This is a genomic window from Bradyrhizobium sp. SZCCHNR1053 (genome assembly GCF_032381235.1).
Lineage (GTDB): Bacteria > Pseudomonadota > Alphaproteobacteria > Rhizobiales > Xanthobacteraceae > Bradyrhizobium.
The window spans coordinates 274,753-293,008 of sequence record NZ_JAUHJM010000003.1; the positions used below are offsets into that span (position 1 = coordinate 274,753).

The window sequence follows — 18,256 nt, forward strand, 5'->3', positions numbered from 1 at the left end:
CTACCTCGTGCCGTAGGCGCGGTCGCCGGCATCGCCCAGACCCGGCACGATGAAGGCGTCGTCGTCGAGGCCCTCGTCGATCGCGGCGGTCCACAGCGCAACATCAGGATGCAGGCCGCGCACGCGCTCGACGCCTTCGGGGGCGGCGATCATGCAGACCATGCGGATGTCCTTGGCGCCGCGCTCCTTGAGCCGGTCGACCGCGGCGACCGCGCTGTTGCCGGTCGCGAGCACCGGTGTGACGACGACGGCGAGACGCTCCTGCAGGTCGGATGGTGCCTTGAAGAAGTACTCGACGGCGGTGAAGGTCTGCGGCTCGCGGTAGAGGCCGATATGGGCAACGCGCGCGGTCGGCACCAGGTCGAGCATGCCGTCGACGAAGGTGACGCCGGCGCGCAGCACCGGCACGAACACCAGCTTCTTACCGGCGATCTTGGCCGACTGCATCCGCGCCAGGGGCGTCTCGATTTCGACCTCCGTGAGCGGCAGGTCGCGCGTGACCTCGTAGCACAGGAGCATGCCGATCTCCTTGAGCAGCTCGCGGAACGACTTGGTCGAGATCGACTTGTCGCGGATCAAGGTCAGCTTGTGCTGCACCAGGGGATGATCGACGACCGTGACGCCTTCCATGGCTTTCATCTCCGAAGCGTAGGGTGGGCGAAGGCGCGAAGCGCCGTGCCCACCTGATATTAGCTCAGCTTGGAATGGTGGGCACGCTGCGCTTTGCCCACCCTACAGGCACTTCATCAGTTTCGTCATTGCGAGGAGCGGAGCGACGAAGCAATCCAGACTTTCTCCTGGCCCTGGATTGCTTCCACCGTCGCCCTTCGGGCTATGGCGGACAAGTCGCTTCGCTCGCAATGACGGAGGCGCAAGATCGATGAGTTTAGCCTCAAACCCCCCTTAAAACACCGTGCCGTCGCTGATGATGGTCAGCGGCGGCGAGCCGTCCGGGCGGCGAGCGAAGGCGAGCTTGCGGCCGGCGCCCCAACTGCCGCCTTCGAGGATTCGCGCCAGCGGCAGCTGCTCCGCGGTCTGGCCGGTGCGCTGACGGATCAGCAAGGCCAGACGGTCGAGCAGGGCGACGGTCAGCGCGCGCCATTCCACCACCAGCGGCGAGTCGACTGCATGGGCGCGCGCGGCATCGGCAGGGTAGCGCAGCAGCAGCACGCCGCCATCGACGAACAGACCGCCATTGCGGTATTCGGCAAGGCCAGTGAGGCCGTCGATGTTCTCGACCACCAGGCCCGCGCGCTGCAACGGTTCGATCAGCGAATAGCTCAGCCATTGCGACAGCTTGTGCAGCGGGACGAGACCGCTGGTCGCGTCATCGGTGACCAGGGAAGCATGGCGCCAGCAGTCGCCGAGCGCGATGCCTTGCAGCGTCAGCCGCGACGGCCAGATCGGGCCGAGCTGCAGCAGCACCTGCTGCAGAATGTCAGCGGCCTGGAGGTGGCCGCCGGTCGCACCAGCGGCGAGCTGATCGAACAGACCGCCGGGACGTGGGGTATCTTTCCGACCGAAGATCTCCGGCTTTGCAGCCGTGACCTCGCCTAGCCGGCGCAGCAGCGCAACGCGGCCTTCGAGTCCGACCAGCGGATTGTCGGCGCTCACCTGGAAGCCGCGTTCGAGATCGGCGACGATGATGTGCTGCAGCCTCGCGGCGTCGGCCCGCAGCGGATGGCTTGCATCGGCCGAAAACGCACCGCGTGCGAACATGTCGAGGCTCGCCAGTGCCAGCCCTTCGGAGCGGCCGATACGCGTGTCGCTTATGACATCATGGTAACGCCACGCCGCGCCGGCGCCCGCGTCGAGCAGCACGCTGGTGATGGCGAGATCGAACTCGGCGCGCGCCCGTGAGGCCGCATCATTCCACTGAATCTTGTCTGCGACAGCGGCCCAGCGATCGACGCCGCCGACCACGAAATGCCGCCAGCGCGAGTGGAACGGCACCTCGCCATCGGGATAGGCCTTGCTGGTGACGTCCAGCACGAGGTCGGCGATCGCATCGAGCTTGCCGATCTCGACCCGAAAATGCGACAGCTTGTCGGCAAGACCGAGCGCCAGCATCTGATGCGCGCGCTCGCGCACTGCGCGGGCCGAGAGGAGGTAGGAGACGTCGTCCATGAGCTCAGGCTTCGCTCAGTATTTCTCGAGCGGCCGGCCGACGGTGTCGCCGAGCGCCTCGGGCTTCTGCGGCTCCAGCGAGAAATAGCCGGCCGCCTTCTTCGCCGCGATCTCGACATGGGCATCCGCCGGAATCAGCTCGTCCGGGATCGGCACGCGCTCGACGATGTCGACGCCTTGGCCCACCAGTGCGTCATGCTTCATGTCACTCATCGAGATGAAGCGGTCGATGCGTTTGATGCCGAGCCAGTGGATGACGTCAGGCATCAACTGCTGGAAGCGCGCATCCTGCACGCCGGCGACGCATTCGGTGCGCTCGAAATAGGCCGCCGCGGCGTCGCCGTCCTCCTGGCGCTTGCGCGCATTGTAGACCAGGAACTTCGTCACCTCGCCGAGGGCGCGGCCCTCCTTGCGGTTGTAGACGATGATGCCGAGGCCGCCGTTCTGCCCGGCCGCGACACATTCCTCGATGCCATGGATCAGATAGGGGCGGCAGGTGCAGATGTCGGAGCCGAACACGTCGGAGCCGTTGCACTCGTCATGCACGCGACATGTAATCTTCGTCCGGCTGTCATTGAGCTTGTCGACGTCGCCGAACAGATAGACCGTGGTGCCGCCGATCGGCGGCAGGAACACCTGCAGGTCGGGCCGGGTCACCAGCTCCGGATACATGCCGCCGGTCTGCTCGAACAGGCCGCGGCGCAGATTGGTCTCGCTGGTGCCGAACCGCGCGGCCACGCCGGGCAGGTACCACACCGGATCGATCGCGATCTTGACCACCGACACGCTGCCGTTGGCGTGCACGACATCGCCATCATGAACGAGGCGCTTGGCCGCGAGCGCCGCATGCAGCTCCGGCAGCTCGATGCGCGCCTTGGTCACGGCGATCGTCGGCCGGATATCGATTCCTTCCGCGATCTCGCCGCCGAAATTCTCGGCGACCAAATGGCCCCAGGGATCGAGCGCGACGATCTTCGCCGGATCGCGCCACTGCGCGAACGGGCCGATGGTGGCGGCGGGATGGGTGTTGGTGAGATCCGGACGGCGGATCGGATCGAGCGCACCAGATGATACCGCGAGCGCGCGGTAGACCGTGTAGGAGCCGCCATGGCTGCCGATCACGTTGCGGTCCTGCGGACGCGACACCGTGCCGATGATCGGGCCGCGCTCGCGCGCGCTCTCGGCGCCCCAGTGGAGCGGGAAATTGTGCTTGGCGCCTGGCACCGGGTGCGAGGTCAGGCGAATGTGATCCGTACGGTTGGAGCGAGTCATCGGACAGCTACCCCCAAAACGGCAACGGCCCGCCTTGACGACGGGCCTGAGCAGAACGAGTTCACGTTTTCCATGCATCAATATAGCAGTTTTTCCCCGGCAAACAAGTGGTTCCCGGCGGCCGTCTATTTGTAAACGAATGGTATCGACCGCTGGCCGCGCGTTGCGGCGGACGGGCCTTGGCATGGTGCTTGCCTTTTCGCAGCCGGGCCGCCAGCTTGGCGCGCGTATGGAATCCCTGGCGGCAGCATGGACCTGATCATTCGCAACGCGGTGCTGGCGCAGCAGGGCGAAGTGCGCCGCGCCGATATCGGAATTTCCGATGGTGTCATCGCGGCGATCGCGCCGTCGCTGCCAGCCGACGGCGCGGAGCGCGACGCGGAGAATTGCCTCGTCGTTCCCGGCTTCATCGAGACGCACATCCATCTCGACAAGACTTGCATCCTCGACCGCTGCACCATCCGCGACGGGACAGTCGCCGAGGCGGTGCGCGAGACCGCGGCCGCGAAGCGCAACTTCACCGCTGATGATGTCTACGCGCGAGCGAAGCAGACGGTGGAGCGCTGCGTCAGCCATGGCACGATGCGCATGCGCACCCATGTCGAGCTCGATCCCGGCATCGGCTTCATCGGTTTCGAGGCGATCCGGCGGCTCGCAAAGGACTATGCCTGGGCGCTCGATCTCGAGATCTGCGTATTTCCGCAGGAAGGTCTCACCAATTATCCCGGCACCGAGGAGCTGCTGATCGAAGGCCTGCGCCGCGGCGCGCGAACCATCGGCGCCGCCCCGTATTTCGACACCGACCCGCCGGCGCAGATCGACCGCATCTTCGCGATCGCGCGCGAGCACGACGTCGACATCGACATGCATCTCGATCTCGCCGAGACGCTCGATCACATGCAGATCGAATATGTCTGCCGCAAGACCGAGGAGTATGGCTGGGGCGGCCGCGTCGCGGTCGGTCACGTCACGCAGTTGTCGCTGCTGCCGCCGCAGCGCTTCAAAGCCATCGCTGCGCAATTGGCCAATGCCGGGGTCGCCGTCACCGTGCTGCCCTCGACCGACCTGCATCTGATGGGGCGCCGGCAGGATCATGCGATCCCACGCGGCGTGGTCCCCCTGGAGCCGCTACGCGCTGCGGGCGTGACCTGCTCGCTCTCGACCAACAATGTGCTCAACCCGTTCACGCCCTATGGCGACGGCTCGCTGATCCGCATGGCCAATCTCTATGCCAATGTCTGCCACGTCTCACGCCCTGACCATCTCGCCGGCTGCCTGGACATGGTGACCCATGATGCGGCGAAGCTGATGCGGCTCGGCGACTACGGCATCAGGGTCGGCGCGCCTGCCGATCTGGTCTGCATCGATGCGTCGACGCCGACCGAGACGGTGGCGACCCTGGCGCAGCCGCTATGGGGCCTCAAGCGCGGCCGGCCATCGTTCTCGCGGACGCGGCCGTTGCTGCATCGGCCGGGGTGACGCTAGAGTTAGAATAGGAGACCAACCATGCGCGTGATCAACGTTGCCGCCGCCCAGATGGGGCCGATTCAGCGCGCCGACAGCCGCGAGGCGGTGGTGGCGCGCATGATCGCACTGCTGGACGAGGCCAAGCGCCGGGGGGCCGATCTCATCGTCTATCCAGAGCTGGCGCTGACGACGTTCTTTCCGCGCTGGTACATGGAGAATCAGGTGGAGGTCGATAGCTGGTTCGAGCTGATGATGCCGAATGCCGCCGTGCAGCCGCTGTTCGATCGCGCTGCGCAGCATGGTATGGCGATGTATCTCGGCTATGCCGAGCTGACGCCGGATGGGCACCACTACAACACCGCCATCCTCACGGATCGCAGCAGCACCATCGTCGGCAAGTACCGCAAGGTGCATCTGCCCGGCCACGAGGAGTTCGAACCGGAGCGCAGCCACCAGCATCTGGAGAAGCGCTATTTCGAGCCTGGTGATCTCGGCTTTCCGGTGTGGCGCGATCTCGGCGGCATCATCGGCATGGCGATCTGCAACGACCGCCGCTGGCCGGAGACCTATCGCGTGATGGGCCTGCAGGACGTCGAGCTGGTGCTGATCGGCTACAATACGCCGTCGGTGAACTCATTGAAGAGCGCCGAGGGCCTGCAGCAGCGCCTGTTTCACAATCGCCTCTCGGCGCAGGCCGGCGCCTATCAGAACTCGTGCTGGGTGGTGGCGGTCGCCAAGGCCGGCGTCGAGGACGGCCATCACCTGATCGGCGGCAGCCTGATCGTCAATCCCGACGGCGAGATCGTCGCGGAAGCCGCGACGGAAGGGGACGAGGTGCTGGTCGTGCCGTGCGATCTCGATGCGACGCGGTTCGGCAAGCAGACGATCTTCGACTTCGCAAGGCATCGGCGGATCGAGCATTACGGGCTGATCACCAGCCGCACGGGCGCGGTGCCGCCGGAGTGAACAACGAGTTTTTTAGCTGCCGGAGCTAAGCAGATCGCAGTTATTGTGCTCGACTCCAGCGACGACAATGGTGTCGTCCCGGCGAACGCCGGGACCCATACCGCGGAAGCTATCGAGGAACGTGACTGTTAGTTGCCTGCCTCACCGCAACCGGTGGTTATAGGTCCCGGCTCAAGGCCGGGACGACAGCCGTGTGTGAGGCGACCGGTCGGGCAGATCAGCGAATGCAGAGCGCAAGGCTCAGCGCCACTCACCCGGCAAACGCCACCGCGCCGAGCGCCATCGTCACCGCAGCCTGGGTCGGATCGATCACCGGAATCCCCAGCGCCTCCTCTAAGCTCTTCCGGTGCCGCGCCATGCCGGCGCAACCCATCACGATGGCGCCGGCGCCGTCCTCGTCCTTCAGCGCGCGGCCGACCGCGATCATCTTCGCCAAGGTGCCTTCACCTGACGCTGTCTCCGCCACGGTCATGTCCAACGGCCGTTCCGCGGCCAACCGATCCATCAAGCCCATCTGGCGGAGATAGCGGATGTGGCGGCGGATCGAGCGCTGCGCGATGGCGAGAACGCCGAACGTGTCGGCGCGGGTCAGCGCGGTGAGCACGCCGCATTCGGCGATGCCGAGCACCGGCCGTGCCGTGGCCTCGCGGCAGACATGCAGGCCAGGGTCGCTGTAGCAGGCGATCACGAACGCGCTGGACGCGTTGTCGCCCTCGACGAGACGCCGCAGCGGCAGGGTGACGCTGTCGGCGTCCTTCTGGCTCTCGATGCCGTATGGACCTTCCTTCAAGGTCTCGCAGACGATCTCCGGCCCGTCGGCGAACATCAGCGGCTTGAGCGCCGCCGCCAAGCCGTCGGTGACCACCTGGTTGGAGTTCGGATTGATCACGGTGATGCGCGGGCGGGACATGGGAGCTACCTGCTTCTTCAGTGTTGACGGCGCGTGACAGGCAACCACTATGCCATGGCTGACGCAATGGGGCCGATGCGGTCGTCTCGCGTCCACGGCGTTCCATCTGGCAGAACTAGGAGATCGCGATGACCGAGCCGGCCTATGACCTGATCATCCGGGGAGGGCGCGTCGCCACCACCACCGACACGTTCGAGGCCGACGTCGCGATATCAGGCGAAACCATCGCGGCGATCGGCCGCGGGCTCGGCCCGGCCAAGCGCGAGATCGATGCGCGCGGCAAATATGTGCTGCCCGGCGGCGTCGACAGCCATTGCCATATCGAGCAGCTCTCGGCGGCAGGGATCGTCAATGCCGACACGTTCGAGAGCGCCACCACGTCGGCCGCGTTCGGTGGCACCACGTCCGTGATCTCCTTCGCGGCCCAGCATGTCGGCATGCAGTTGCCGCAGGTGGTCGAGGACTATCACGCGCTGGCGCGCAAGGGGGCCGTGATCGACTACGCGTTCCACATGATCGTCGCCGATCCGACCAGGGAGACGCTGGAGCGCGATCTGCCGGCGCTGATCCGCCAGGGCCACGGCTCGATCAAGATCTTCATGACCTACGACCGGCTCAAGATCGACGACGAGCCGCTGCTCGACATTCTCGTCGCCGCGCGCGAAGGCGGCGCCATGCTGTGCGCGCACGCCGAGAACCATGGCATCATCTCCTGGATGGTGAAGCGGCTGCTGTCGCGCGGCTACACCGCGCCGAAATATCACGCCATCAGCCACGCCCGCTTCTCCGAGGCCGAAGCGTTCAACCGGCTGATCGGCATGGCCGCCCTCGTCGATCAGCCGATCATGATCTTCCACGTCTCGACCGCGGAAGGCGCCAAAGTGATCCGGGATGCGCGTGGGCAGGGGCTGAAGGTGTTTGCTGAGACGTGCCCGCAATATCTGTTCATGACGGCCGATGATCTCGACAAGCCCGGCATCGAGGGTGCGAAGTGGATGTGCAGTCCGCCGCCGCGCCGCGCGCCCGATCAGGAGGCGCTGTGGCAGGCGCTGTCGCTCGGCGACCTGCAGACGATCTCTTCCGATCACGCGCCGTATCGGTTCGACGAGACCGGCAAGCTGCGCGCCGGCCCCAACCCCAACTTCAAGCAGATCGCCAACGGCCTGCCGGGCCTGGAGCTGCGGCTGCCGCTCTTGTTCGACGCGATGGTGTCGAAGGGGCGGCTGGGCCTCAACAAGTTCGTCGAGCTGACAGCGACGGCGCCGGCCAAGATCTACAATCTGCATCCGAGAAAGGGCGCGATCGCGATCGGCGCCGATGCCGACCTCGCGCTGTGGGATCCGGACAAGCACGTCACGATCAGCGATGCCGCCATGCACGACCTCGCCGGCTACACGCCATTTGCGGGGCGCAGCGTGCAGGGTTGGCCGGTGACCGTGCTGTCGCGCGGCCGCGTCATCGTTGACGGCGGCAGACTGTCGGCCCAGCCCGGCTCCGGCCAGTTCCTCGCCCGCAGCGGCGGCGACGCTGCGAAACCGACGGGGCGCCTGGTCGCGGATATGGACCCGGAGCAGAATTTTGGGGCGAAGCTGCTCTAGGCGCGAAGAGCTGTTGGAGTAGCTGATCATGTCGACGCGGTCGCTCCGCTGTCCGCCGTCCTGCCCGGGCTGGACCCGGGCATCCACGTGCTTCCCGGGATGCCGCCGGACGTGGATGGCCGGGACGGCGCTCGGCCATGACGTGGGGAGAGAGCTGAACGCCCTTTGTCGATCGCTGTCCACGCGAGGACCTCTTTGATGCATGTCCTGATCTTCGGCGGCGCCGGCTTCGTCGGGCTCAACATTGCGCAAGGCCTGCTGGAGCGCGGCCATGCCGCGACGATCTTTGACGCAGCAGGTTTGCCGGCGGCAGCGCAGCGCGCCCTCGCGCCGTATCGCGAGCGTCTGCACCTGGTGCAGGGCGACGTCACCGATGCGAGCGCCGTCGCGGCCGCCGTCGCCAGCGGCTGCGATGCCGTCGTGCTCGGCGCCGCGATCACTGCCGGGCCCGAGCGCGATGCGGCTGACCCGGAGCGCATCCTCGCGGTCAATCTGCTTGCGCAGGTGCCGATCCTGCAGGCGGCGCGCGGCAGCGGCATCCGCCGCGTCATCAACCTGTCCTCGGCGGCGTCCTATGGCGCCAGCGGTCGGCGCTTTGCCGTGCTGGAGGAGACCACGCCGTGCGAGCCGGTGTCGCTCTATGCGATCACCAAGTTCGCCTTCGAGCGCGTCGCCGCGCGGCTGTCGGATCTGTGGCAAACCGACGTGATCAGCGTGCGCCTGTCGGCAGTCTTCGGCCCTTTCGAGCGCGCCGGCGGCGTGCGCGACACGCCATCGCCGCAGGCGCTGATCGCGGCCTGTTGCGCGCGCAATGCGCCGGCGCTGCTGAACGAGCCGGGCGACAAGGACTGGGTCTATGCGGTCGACGTCGCCGACGCCGTCTGCCGGTTGCTGGAAGCCGAGAGGCCGCAGCACAGGCTCTACAACATCTCCAGCACAGCCATGTTTACCGCCGAGGCCTGGGGCCGCGCCTTCGCGCAAGGCCGCTCCGGTTTCGTCTGCCGGCTCGCGGAGCAGGGCGAGGCGCCGACGGTGCCGGTGTTTGCTCCGAACCGCGGCCGGCTGTCGACGACGCGACTGGCCGAGGAGTTCGGCTGGCGCGCGCGCTTCGACTGCGCGGCATCGGCGGAGCATTTCGGCCGCTGGTTCGATCAGCACGGGAGAGATTGAGATGAGGCTTGCAGGCAAGGTCGCGATCGTCACCGGCGGCGGCTCCGGCATTGGGCGCGCCAGCGCCGTGATGTTCGCGCGCGAGGGGGCGCATCTCGCCCTGGTCGATCGCGACGCTGCGGGCGCGGACGAGACGCTGGCGCTTGTGCGGAGCGCGGGCGGGGATGGCAGCGTCCATGTCGGCGATGTCGGTGACGCCGACTTCGCCAAGGCGACCATCGAGGGCGTGGCCGGGGCACGGTGCCGGCTCGACGTGCTGATGACCGCGGCCGGCTTCTCCTGTGGCGGCACCGTCGTCACCACCGCTCCGGCCGACTGGGACGCGGTGTTCCGCGCCAATGTCGGCGGCACCTGGCTGTGGGCCAAGGTCGCGGTGCCGATCATGCAGAAGCAGAAGGCCGGATCGATCATCACCGTGGCGTCGCAGCTTGCGGTCGCCGGCGGCAAAGGCAACAGCGCCTATATCGCCGCCAAGGGCGCGATCATCAGCCTGACCCGCACCATCGCGGTGGACTTCGCCGCCGATGGTATCCGCGTCAATGCGCTGGCGCCGGGCGCGATCGACACGCCGCTGCTGCGCCGGAGCTTTGCGCGCCACGCCGATCCCGAGCCGGTGCGCGAGGCCTCGCGCCAGCGCCACGCCATGAAGCGTTTTGGCGCGGCAGACGAGGTCGCGGCCGCCGCGCTGTTCCTCGCCAGCGACGAGGCGTCGTTCACGACCGGCATCGTGCTGCCGGTCGATGGCGGTTGGCTGGCGGCTTAGCTCAACGCCTCGCAGTGCCGGATTTCCGATCGCGCCCGCGCAAAATGTCCGCAAGCGCGGCCGCGTTGCGAGACAGTGGCTCGAAGCGTGGCGTCAGGAGATACGCGCGCATCGGAATCTTCGGTGCGAGTGGCCGTGCCGCGAGGTCGGGCCAGGCGCGGCCGCGCAGCACGAATTGGTCGACCACGGCAAGGCCCGCGCCGGCGCGGGCCATGGCGCAGGCGTCGGGTGTGTAGCGCACGATGGTGGTCGGCTCCGGGCCGCCGGCGAGGGCCGATGTGACGATGTGGCCATAAGGCGTCTGCGGGCCGAAGCCGACCAGCGGATAGGGCAGCATGTCCTTCGGCCTGACGCTGCGCAGCTTCGCCAGGGCATGATCGGCCGGCATGATTACGTGCAGCGCGCCCTCCGCGATCGTCTCGACCGCGACTGTCGGCTCGTCGACCGGCAGCACGGTGATGCCGAGATCGGCGCGGGCTGTGCCGACGCGGCTGACGATCTCCAGCAGGGTCAGCGACTCGAACTCGACGCGCAGATCGGGAAAGCGGTCGCGCAGCCGCGCCAGCGCCTCCGGCACCATGCTGTGTCCCGCGCTCGGGCTCGCCACCACGGCGATCGTCCCGGTGCCGCCCGCGCGCAACTCGTCGGCGAGATCGTTGATGCGCGCGACGCCGCGATGGACGTGCTCGACCTCGGCGAACAGCCGCCTGGCCTCCGGCGTCGGCTGCACCCGGCCGCTGATGCGCTCGAACAGCTTGAGCTTGAGGCCATCCTCGGTATAGGCCAGCAGCCGGCTGATCGCGGGCTGCGACACGGACAGCAGCCGCGCAGCGCCGCTGATCGAGCCTGTCATCATGATGGCGCGGAACACCTCGATCTGGCGCAGATTGAGCGGCATGCGACCTCTTGTCTCGCTGCGGATGGCTGTCGATTCTAGCTGCCGCTGCCGTCCCATAACAAGCTGTTATGGGCGGCGGACAAATCGGTATGGTCGGCTCCAGGCTCGCTTTGCTAAGCTTCGCTCGCCGGGTGACATGACTGATGGAGAGAGCGTGAGCGACAGCGAGCGTGTCGATCGCGATTGCGCGTGTTTCATCCGGTGGCCGGCATGAGCGCCGGTCTCGCCGCGCTGACGGCCCAGGTCCGCAGCGATCTTGCCAGGATCGCGCATCCCAGCATGCCATGGCTGACGCCTATCATCGGTCCCGATGGCCGACCTGCGCGCGATGTGTTGATCGTCGGCGGCGGCCAATCGGGTCTTGCCACCGCCTTCGCGCTGCTGCGCTCACGCGTCAGCAACATTCTCGTGCTCGACAAGGCCGAAGCTGGCCGCGAAGGACCGTGGCTCAGCTATGCGCGCATGCCGACCCTGCGCAGCCCGAAAGATTTCACCGGACCGGATCTCGACATACCCTGTCTGACCTATCAGGCGTGGCACGAGGCGAAGTTCGGCGGCGAGAGCTGGCGCAATCTTGACCTGATTCCGCGCGAATATTGGGCAGACTATCTCGCCTGGTATCGCGAGGTGCTCGACCTTCCCGTGCGCAACGGCTGCGAAGTCGTCGATATCGCGCCGGCCGCTGATGGACTGCTGCAGGCGACCGTGCGCAGCAAGGATGGTGAGGCGACGATCTACGCCCGCAAGATCGTGCTGGCGACCGGGCAGGAGGGGATGGGCGACTGGAGCATTCCGGAGCCGCTGCGCGATCTGCCCGCAACGCGCGGCGCCCATTCCGGCGCCGAGATCGATTTCGACAGCTTGCGCGGCCGCCGCGTCGCCGTGATCGGCGCCGGTGCCTCGGCGTTCGACAATGCGGCGGCTGCGCTCGAAGCCGGTGCGGCGCGCGTCGATCTGCTATGCCGCCGCACGGAAATCCAGCTGATCCAGCCCTATCGCTGGCTGACGTTCCGCGGTTTCCTGCGGCATTTCTCCGAGCTCGACGACGTCTGGCGCTGGCGTTTCATGCGCGCGGTCCTCGAGTTGCGCGAGGGCTTTCCGCAGCACACCTATGATCGCTGCGCCCGTCATGCCGCGTTCCATCTACACGAGGGCGCGCCGATCGTGGCCGCGTGCGAGACGTCCGACGGAGTCGTGCTGCGGACACCGCAAGACGAAGTCACAGTCGATTTCGTAGTCAGCGCGACGGGCATCTCGATGGACTTCGCAAAGCGTCCGGAGCTGCAGCGCTTTGCCGCCAACATCGCACGCTGGTGCGATCGCTACACGCCCGACGCCAGCGAGCGCAACGACCGGCTCGGCGCCTTTCCCTATCTCGCCGACGACTATGCGCTGTGCGAGCGTGTGGCTGGCCGGACGCCGTGGATCCGCGACGTCCATGTTTTCGCCATTGCCTCGACGATGAGCTTCGGCGCGTCGGGTTCTTCCATCAATGCAATGACCACAGCGGTGCCGAAGCTCGTGCATGGGCTGACGCGCGGGTTGTTCAAGGCCGACATCGACAAGCATTGGGCCAGCTTCCAGGCCTACGATGTGAAGCAGGCCGAGGTGCGCCGTGGCACGTGAATTGCTGCTGCGCTTCCATCTGATGCGCTTCCATCTGATGCGCTTCCATCTGATGCGCTTCCATCTGATGCGCTTCCATCTGCTGCGCTTGCGTCGCCGGTGACCGCTGGCAGGGTATTTCAGTCCCGGATTTTGAGACCAATGAGGGAACAAGGGCGATGAGTTTCGAGATGTCCAAACGTTCGTTGTTCGCTGCGACCGCCTTGCTCGCGGTGATGCTGGCTGCGCCATCGGCGCATGCGCAGAGCCGCGCCGAGACTCTGCGCTATGTCACCGGTGCCACCGTCAACACGCTTGATCCGAACATTCCGGGCTCGACGCGCGAGGCCTTCGCGCTGTCGATGTCGAGCTACGACCGGCTGGTGTCGTTCGGTCGCAAGCAGCTCAATGGTAAGTGGGTGTTCGATCTCGACACGATCACCGGCGAGCTCGCTGAATCCTATCAGGTCAGCGCTGACGGTTTGAAGATCACCTTCAAGCTGCGCCCCGACGCCAAGTTCCAGGACGGCTCGCCGGTGACGGCCGAGGACGTCAAATGGTCGCTCGACCGCTGCGTCAGCGCGCCGATCCTCGGCAAGGCGCAACTGCTGACGGGCTCGCTGACGTCGGCCGATCAGTTCAAGGTCATTGATCCCCTGACGTTCGAAGTGACCTTGCCGAAGCCGGACAAGCTGGCGCTGCCGAATCTGGCCACCGTTTATCCGATCATCATCAACTCCAAGCTAGCCAAGGCGCATGCGACGGCTGAAGATCCGTGGGCGCTAAACTGGACCAAAGAGAATGCGGCCGGCAGCGGCGCCTACATCGTCGAGACCTTCAAGCCCGGCGAGCAGGTGATCGCCAAGCGCAATGAAGCGTGGAATCGCGGCACGCCGGACAAGCCGGCGGCGTTCAAGCGCCTGATCATCCAGTCGGTGCCTGAACCGGCGACGCGCGCCAACCTCGTGGAGCGCGGCGACGCCGACCTCGTCATCGACCTGCAGGCGAGCGACGTGCAGTCGCTCGAAGGCAAGGGCAAGCTGAAGGTGATCTCGACGCCGCAATACAATGCGGTGACCTTCATCTCGATGAACAACACCATTCCGCCGTTCGACAACGTCAATGTGCGTCGCGCCATCGCCTCTGCGCTGCCCTATGACGACATGTTCAAGGCGGCCTTGTTCGGCCGCGGCGCGGCGCTCTACGGCGCGACGTGGGCTGACGGCAAGCCGCCGAGCGGCGGCTATCCGATCCCGCAGCCGATCAAGCTCGATCTGGAGAAGGCCAAGGCCTATCTGAAGGACGCCGGCATGGCGGACGGCTTCTCCACCACCTTCAGCTTCAATGTCGGCCAGGCGGCGACCGCCGAGCCGATGGCCGCTTTGGTCAAGGAATCGCTCGCCAAGATCGGCATCAAGGTGGACATCCAGAAGCTGCCGGATGCGCAGATGTCGACCGCGATCAACGAGAAGAAGCTGCCGTTCTTCACCGAGGGCATCGTCGCCTGGCTGCCCTCGACCGACTACTTCTATCGCAACTTCTACACCGGCAAGCAGCGCTGGAACTACTCCTCCACCGACAACGCCGAGCTGGAGAAGATCGCGCAGGAGGCGCGCTTCGAGGCCGACAAGGCGAAATATGAGGAGCAGGGCAAGGCGCTCAACGCCGTCCATTTCGACCAGATGTTCCAGATCCCGATCTGGCAGGCGGCGCAGGACGCGGTGATGCAGCCGACGGTGGATGGCTATGTCTACCAGTTCACGCGGCAGGTCGATTATCGTAACCTGAGCCGCAAGTAACGGGGACGGCAGATAACCATGGGCACGATCGGCGCAACCTTGGCTCGGGCGGGACGACGCTTCGTCTCGTCGCTGCCGGCGCTGTTCGGCGTCTTGGTCTTCACCTTTCTCTTGATGCGCGTGCTGCCGGGGGACCCGGCCGTGTTCTTTGCCTCCGGTCCCAATGCCGGCCAGGAGGAGATCGAGGTGATCCGCCGGCAGCTCGGGCTCGACAAGCCGCTGCCGAACCAGCTCGCGATCTATCTGTACGACGTCGGCCGCGGCAATCTCGGCCGTTCGATGATGACCGGGCAGGCCGTTGCCAAGGACCTCAAGGAGCGGCTGCCGGCCTCGCTGGAGCTGACGTTGACCGCGTTGCTGATCGCGCTGGTCTCGGCGGTGCCGCTTGGCGTGCTCGCAGCGCTCCGGCCAGGCTCGCTGGTCGATCACGGCGTGCGGCTGTTCTGCTCGCTCGGCGTCTGCGTGCCGACCTTCGTCTCCGGTCTGCTGCTGATCTACGTGTTCTATTATCTGCTCGGCTTCGCGCCGGACCCCACGGGCCGCATCGACATCTTCGCCACGCTGCCGCCGCAGCGCACCGGTTTCCTGATCATCGATTTCCTGCTCGCCGGCGATCTCGAGGGCTGGTGGGCGGCGGCGCGGCAATTGATGCTGCCGGCGCTGACCATGGCGCTCTTCGTGATCGCGCCGTTAGCGCGGATCACCCGCGCCTCGATGCTGGTGTCGCTCGGCAGCGACTTCGTGCGCACCGCGCGCTCGGTCGGGCTGTCGTGGTGGCGCATCGTCGTCACCTATGCGCTGCGCAACGCGATCCTTCCGGTGATCACCATCGCAGGCATCGTATTCTCGACCATGCTCGGCGCCAACGTGCTGGTGGAGAAGGTGTTCTCCTGGCCGGGCGTCGCCTCCTACGCGCTCGATGCGCTGCTGGTGTCGGACTACGCGCCGGTGCAGGGCTTCGTGCTGCTGATGGCGACGATCTTCGTGATCGTCAATCTCCTGGTCGATCTGCTCTATGGCATCGCCGATCCCAGGGCGACGGTGGCGTGAGCATGAGCACGATCGAGACCGCGTCGACCCTGCGCCATACCGCGTTCGTGCTACGCGGCAATCCGGTCACCGCCGTCGCAGCCGGCGGCGCGCTGCTGCTGGCACTGATCGCGATCTTTGCGCCGTGGCTCGCGCCTTATGATCCGGTCGCGTCCGAGGTCTCCGCCGCGCTGCAGCCGCCGAGCGCGGCGCACTGGTTCGGCACCGACCAGCTCGGCCGCGACGTGCTGAGCCGCCTGATCGTCGCGAGCCGGCTCGATCTTACCATCGCGGTGACGGCGGTCGCCGTGTCCTTCGCGCTCGGGTCGGTCGTCGGCGCGCTGTGCGGCTATGCCGGCGGCCGGCTCGACAAGGCGGTCGGCCGTTTCGTCGACGTCCTGATGGCGTTCCCGCTGTTCGTGCTGGCGATGGCGATGGTCGCCGCGCTCGGCAACCGCGTCGAGAACATCGTGATCGCGACCGCGATCATCAATCTGCCGTTCTACATCCGCTTCGCCCGCGCCGAAGTGAACATCCGCCGTAATCTCGGCTGGGTCGAGGCCGCGCGGGCCTGCGGCGAGAGCCACATCGCCGTGGTGCTGCGCTTCCTGCTGCCGAACGTGCTGCCGGCGATGGCGGTGCAGATCTCGCTCAATCTCGGCTGGGCCATTCTCAATGCCGCGGGCCTCTCCTTCATCGGCCTCGGCGTCAAGCCGCCGACGCCGGAATGGGGCATCATGGTCGCCGAGGGCGCACGCTTCATCTCCACGGGGCGCTGGTGGCTGGTGGCGTTTCCCGGACTTGCGCTGATGAGCGCGGTGCTGTGCTTCAATCTGCTCGGCGACGGTCTGCGCGATATCCTGGATCCCCGGATGCGCACGTGATGTCTCGTCAGAACCAAGCAGAGCCGGGCGCATCCCCGGATGCGCACGTGACGGCGCCGCTGCTCGAGGTCGAGAACCTCAAGGTGACCTTCTCGACTCGTCGCGGCCTCGTCGAGGCGGTGCGCGGCGTGTCGCTGTCGCTGCAGCCCGGCGAGATGCTGGGCCTTGTCGGCGAGAGCGGCTCCGGCAAATCGGTGACCGGCTTTGCCATCACCCATCTGCTCGACAAGGCCGGCCGCATCACCGACGGCTGCATCCGCTTCAAGGGCCAGGACATCACCCGCGCCGGCGGCGCCGATCTGCGCAGCCTGCATGGCGCAGCCATGGCGATGATCTTCCAGAACCCGCGCGCCGCGCTCAACCCGATCCGCACCGTCAGCCAGCAGATTGCGGATGCGATCCTCGCCCATCGCCGTCTGTCGCGGCAGGAGGCACAGGCCGAGGCTCTGAGCTTGCTCAAGGCGGTGCAGATCCGCGATCCCGAGCGGCGCATGGGCGCCTATCCGCATGAGCTGTCCGGCGGCATGTGCCAGCGCGTGATGATCGCGGTCGCGATCTCCTGCAGTCCGCAGCTCCTGATCGCCGACGAGCCGACCACCGGCCTCGACGTCACCACACAGAAGGTGGTGATGGACCTGCTCGCTCATATCGCCGCCGACCGCGGCATGGCGACGATCCTGATCACGCATGATCTCGGGCTCGCCGCGCGCTACTGCGCGCGCGTCGTGGTGATGGAGCAGGGCAGGCTGGTCGAGCAGGCCGAGCCGCTGACGCTGTTCCATCGCCCGCAGCACCCCTACACCAAGCGTCTGGTCGCGGCATCGCCGACGGCGACCTCGCGCATCGAGGATCTGGTGCCCGATGGCGAGAGGATTCCGTTGGTCGAGATAAGCGAGCTGCCGCCTCCGCCGCACGGCACGCCGCTGCTGCTCGACGTCAAGAACATCGTCAAGCGCTTCGACGACGGCACCGTTGGGGTGGCCGACTTCTCGATGACGATGCGCGGCGGCGAGAGCGTCGGCCTGGTCGGCGAGAGCGGCTCGGGCAAGAGCACGACCTCGCGCATGATCTGCCGCCTGATCGACCCCAGCGAGGGCGAGATCCTGTTCGACGGGCGGCCGATCGGCCAGATCCCGGCACGCGACTTCCACGCGAGCGAGCTGCGCAAGGACATTCAGATCGTCTTCCAGGATCCGAACGACAGCCTCAATCCGCGCTATACCGCGTTCGACTGCATCGCTCATCCGTTGTTTCGGCTGATGAACATGCGCAACGGCGACAAGCTGCGCCAGCGCGTGGAGGAATGCGCCGACCGCGTCGGGCTGCCGCGCGAGCTGTTGTCGCGGTTCCCGCATCAGCTCTCCGGCGGCCAGAAGGCGCGCGTCGGCATCGCGCGGGCCATCGCCTGCCGGCCGCGGCTGCTGGTGCTGGACGAGCCGACCGCGGCGCTCGACGTCTCCGTGCAGGCCGTGGTGCTGCAGCTTCTCAACAGGCTGAGGCGGGAGGACAATCTCGCCTTCCTGTTCGTCAGCCACGATCTCAACGTCGTGCGCATGATGTGCGACCGCACCATCGTGCTGCGTACCGGCCTGATCGTCGAGCAGGGCGAGAGCCGGGCGCTGTTCGCCAACCCGCAGACCGACTACACCCGCGAGCTGGTCGAAGCCGTGCCGCACATCGCGCCGCCAGTGGCGCTGGCGCCGGCCTGAACGCACCCATAACAATCGATTATGGACGCCGGACAACTTGGTATTGGGATCGCGATCGG

15 protein-coding genes are annotated in these 18,256 nt (G+C 66.7%); 10 read left to right on the plus strand and 5 right to left on the minus strand.

The features are described 5' to 3' along the window. From upp to QX051_RS10430, 3 genes are all read right to left on the minus strand, one after another. Window positions 1-630 (minus strand): uracil phosphoribosyltransferase, encoded by a 630-nt coding sequence (upp, locus tag QX051_RS10420; protein WP_315738496.1) that lies wholly within the window; start codon window positions 628-630, stop codon window positions 1-3. A gap of 273 nt (window positions 631-903) precedes the next feature. Then, window positions 904-2,127, minus strand: coding sequence for a URC4/urg3 family protein (locus QX051_RS10425; protein ID WP_315776041.1), 1,224 nt, complete (start codon window positions 2,125-2,127; stop codon window positions 904-906). Window positions 2,128-2,142: 15 nt separating this feature from the next. After that, window positions 2,143-3,399, minus strand: a complete 1,257-nt coding sequence (locus QX051_RS10430) for a GTP cyclohydrolase II (RefSeq protein WP_315738494.1) — start codon at window positions 3,397-3,399, stop codon at window positions 2,143-2,145. A gap of 249 nt (window positions 3,400-3,648) precedes the next feature. Between QX051_RS10430 and QX051_RS10435 the strand changes: the two genes are divergently transcribed. Both QX051_RS10435 and QX051_RS10440 read left to right on the plus strand, forming a co-directional pair. Then, on the plus strand, window positions 3,649-4,878 hold the full coding sequence (locus tag QX051_RS10435; protein WP_315776042.1) for an amidohydrolase family protein: 1,230 nt from the start codon (window positions 3,649-3,651) through the stop codon (window positions 4,876-4,878). Between the two features lie 27 nt (window positions 4,879-4,905). Further along, entirely contained in the window at window positions 4,906-5,832 is a 927-nt protein-coding gene (locus QX051_RS10440) for an N-carbamoyl-D-amino-acid hydrolase (protein WP_315776043.1), read from the plus strand. 250 nt (window positions 5,833-6,082) lie between these two features. Here the strand turns inward: QX051_RS10440 and QX051_RS10445 are convergent, their stop codons facing one another. Further along, entirely contained in the window at window positions 6,083-6,742 is a 660-nt protein-coding gene (locus QX051_RS10445) for an aspartate/glutamate racemase family protein (protein ID WP_315776044.1), read from the minus strand. A gap of 128 nt (window positions 6,743-6,870) precedes the next feature. Here QX051_RS10445 and hydA point away from each other — a divergent pair, with 128 nt between their 5' ends. From hydA to QX051_RS10460, 3 genes are all read left to right on the plus strand, one after another. After that, entirely contained in the window at window positions 6,871-8,340 is a 1,470-nt protein-coding gene (gene hydA / locus QX051_RS10450; RefSeq protein WP_315776045.1) for a dihydropyrimidinase, read from the plus strand. Between the two features lie 198 nt (window positions 8,341-8,538). Further along, window positions 8,539-9,510 carry an NAD(P)-dependent oxidoreductase gene (locus tag QX051_RS10455; RefSeq protein WP_315776046.1) on the plus strand — a complete coding sequence of 324 codons (972 nt, stop codon included), beginning with the start codon at window positions 8,539-8,541 and terminating at the stop codon, window positions 9,508-9,510. 1 nt (window position 9,511) lies between these two features. Further along, the gene (locus QX051_RS10460; RefSeq protein ID WP_315776047.1) at window positions 9,512-10,273 is read left to right on the plus strand and encodes an SDR family oxidoreductase; all 762 of its coding nucleotides are present in this window, start codon (window positions 9,512-9,514) and stop codon (window positions 10,271-10,273) included. Window position 10,274: 1 nt separating this feature from the next. Here QX051_RS10460 and QX051_RS10465 read toward each other — a convergent pair whose 3' ends face one another. After that, window positions 10,275-11,171, minus strand: coding sequence for a LysR substrate-binding domain-containing protein (locus QX051_RS10465; protein WP_315776048.1), 897 nt, complete (start codon window positions 11,169-11,171; stop codon window positions 10,275-10,277). Window positions 11,172-11,381: 210 nt separating this feature from the next. Here QX051_RS10465 and QX051_RS10470 point away from each other — a divergent pair, with 210 nt between their 5' ends. From QX051_RS10470 to nikE, 5 genes are all read left to right on the plus strand, one after another. After that, the gene (locus QX051_RS10470; protein WP_315776049.1) at window positions 11,382-12,797 is read left to right on the plus strand and encodes an NAD(P)/FAD-dependent oxidoreductase; all 1,416 of its coding nucleotides are present in this window, start codon (window positions 11,382-11,384) and stop codon (window positions 12,795-12,797) included. Window positions 12,798-12,955: 158 nt separating this feature from the next. Continuing rightward, window positions 12,956-14,575, plus strand: coding sequence for an ABC transporter substrate-binding protein (locus tag QX051_RS10475; RefSeq protein WP_315776050.1), 1,620 nt, complete (start codon window positions 12,956-12,958; stop codon window positions 14,573-14,575). An 18-nt stretch (window positions 14,576-14,593) separates the two neighbouring features. Next, window positions 14,594-15,625: an ABC transporter permease gene (locus QX051_RS10480; RefSeq protein ID WP_315738484.1), complete on the plus strand. Its 1,032-nt coding sequence runs from the start codon at window positions 14,594-14,596 to the stop codon at window positions 15,623-15,625. A gap of 2 nt (window positions 15,626-15,627) precedes the next feature. Then, window positions 15,628-16,488 (plus strand): ABC transporter permease, encoded by an 861-nt coding sequence (locus QX051_RS10485; protein ID WP_315738483.1) that lies wholly within the window; start codon window positions 15,628-15,630, stop codon window positions 16,486-16,488. Between the two features lie 47 nt (window positions 16,489-16,535). Further along, window positions 16,536-18,197 carry an ABC transporter ATP-binding protein gene (gene nikE, locus QX051_RS10490; RefSeq protein ID WP_315776051.1) on the plus strand — a complete coding sequence of 554 codons (1,662 nt, stop codon included), beginning with the start codon at window positions 16,536-16,538 and terminating at the stop codon, window positions 18,195-18,197. Window positions 18,198-18,256 lie beyond the last annotated feature (59 nt).